Origin of the sequence: Algoriphagus sp., assembly GCF_024642405.1 — a bacterium.
GTDB lineage: Bacteria > Bacteroidota > Bacteroidia > Cytophagales > Cyclobacteriaceae > Algoriphagus.
In genome coordinates, this window is record NZ_JAHEBC010000493.1 from 1 (window position 1) to 2,240 (window position 2,240).

The 2,240-nt window shown below is 36.9% G+C and carries 1 protein-coding gene and 1 pseudogene; one reads left to right on the forward strand and one right to left on the reverse strand.

Annotated elements, in window-relative coordinates:
* A pseudogene (locus Q0L68_RS20020) lies at window positions 1-767 on the forward strand (hypothetical protein); the annotation flags it as partial.
* Here Q0L68_RS20020 and Q0L68_RS20025 read toward each other — a convergent pair.
* Window positions 764-2,240, reverse strand: a 1,477-nt coding sequence (locus Q0L68_RS20025; RefSeq protein WP_296705956.1) for a hypothetical protein, incomplete at its 5' end; no start/stop codon positions are given. The pseudogene Q0L68_RS20020 and the gene Q0L68_RS20025 sit on opposite strands and share 4 nt — an antisense overlap.

A 2,240-nucleotide genomic window follows, 5' to 3' on the forward strand; every position in this document is an offset into this window, starting at 1 on the left:
AGTTTTTGGCTGAAATCCCGGAAAAACTTAATTCTTTAAAAAATACTTCTAGGCCAGCTTGTTTGGTAATGAATGATTCAAATTCTGGAATAGAGTTTTCAACCATATTTTTACTTCTTTCGGGCCAGCCACATTTATTTATCCTTCCTCGAGCAAGAGTGAATAATTGGAAAAACCTAGTACTCCCTTTTTCAGATTCTCAATTAAATGTCTTGACTGGGGCGGTTTGGGTTATTAATCGGGATTTTGAATTTATTCAACAAAATCAAACTGCCTCTGACACCATTCAAGTATGGACTGGAAGACCTGAGACACATTCTTTTTCTTCAATTTTAAGGTCTAATCCAGAGGAATTAAGAAGGCTAAATAAGTTTTTTGAAAAAGCCTTTGAGGGAAACCCTTCAGATATTGAGTTGAAAATCAATCCAAATGATTCGAAAGCTTCCTATTGGTATGTTTCCATTAAACCGATTTTTGATTCAGCAGGCTTGATTAGTACAGTTGTGGTGAATGGAATTGAATTGAACCGATTGAGCAAGCGTCTTTCTAATCTAGAAGAAGAAAATGCACTATTGAAAGACTTGGTGATGAAGCCTTCGCATATATTAAGATCTCCACTTTCTTCAATGTTAGGCTTATTAGATTTGATTGATCCGCAGCAACTTGATCGTGAGAATCAAAAATACTTTTCTTACCTAAAGCCTTTAGCACGCGAGCTTGATGAGGTAATCCGAACAAATGCGAAGCGGATCAGTACCTTGGATTAAAACAATCCCCTTAAATCGATTTTTGAAAGTTTTGCTGGTACTGTAAATCCGCTTAGAGAAATCTGTTCCCCAGTAATTATTACTTGTCCTTCTTGATCGAAAATTAGCCCTTCTGTTTGAGAAAGTAACGAAGGGCTTCCTAGAAATATTCGATTGGACTTACCGCTGAAAAAAGCAATCCCTGAATACTTCGAAAAAAGCCAAATAAAGGAACGGGAGGCAAGCCCAGCATCTTCATACCCCAATAAGCAAATATTACCAAGTTGATCGATACTGGCTGCGGTAACTAGTCCTTTTATGTCAAAGCCACTAGTTAGAATAGCAGTTCCTGATGTTTGGTTGGGATTTAAAGTATAGTGATTTGTTTTTTGATCCACTCTGTTCTTAGTAAATAAATGAAGCTGATTAGAGGCAAAGAAAAAGGCCTCACAATCGAAATTATGCTTTCCTCCATTTCCTGAAAAATCAGTTTGATCAGAATAAGTGAAATTGATTTTTTCTCCTGTAACCTCATCTAATGTCAGAAGCGAGGCAATTGAAATTTTATAGATCGCTAAATCTTTTCGAGTTCCGTTGTTATTTCCAAAATCTCCAATAAATAAATGCGTATCACTCTGAGCCAAATCTTCCCAGTCAGAATTGGTTGCATTACTAACGCGAATTGTTCGTATTACTGCACCTGTGTTTGGGTTTAATTCAAAAATATCATTGGTATTTCCACCGTCATTGATTGAGAAAAGTCTGTTTTGGATAAATGCAAGTCCTGAATTTTCATTCTGGGAAATAGGCAATTCCGATTGAATTTTTGGTGATAGATTCGTAGGTATCCCCTTCTCAGAAATCAAAAGTTGGTTTTGATCTAGAAGAAAATCGTCTTGAATAAAACTTTCGATATCAGATGGATCATTGGGGTTGTCAAGGCCAAGATGACGATGTGTAAACGGTTTGGGCTCCCAATCAAAGTTGAAAGAAGAGCTGCCATCCGATAATGGGATTTTTACTTTTTGCCCTGCTCCAGAATTGGAATAGAAATAATAGAATTTTCCCTTCAGCTTTAATTTCTGATTAGATATAAAAAGTTGAGGAGCAGAATTCCCCAAGTTTTTATTGGTAATAGTAAATAGTCCAGCATCTGAAGTCGCTGTTAATTGGATTTTTTGATCAGAGGTGTTTACTGTTAGGTTTTGTTTAATCCGTAGGGGCAAAAGAGAAAAAGAATCTGTGATACTGGAACTTCCCGTCAACTCATAATTCCCTTTAGGTAATGAGATGGAATATGGTGAAGTAAAATTGTTCGGATTGATATCTAGGTTAAATTTTTCACCGGAAGATGCTAGAAATGTCAAACTGAGCTTAGGTTCATATTCATGCTCCCAAGTATTGTCTGCGCTAATTCGGGAACTAGGGAATTTGGAAGGCTCGAGGAGTTCTATTCCGGAAATTATCACATCCACTTCCCCATTTACCGGGTCT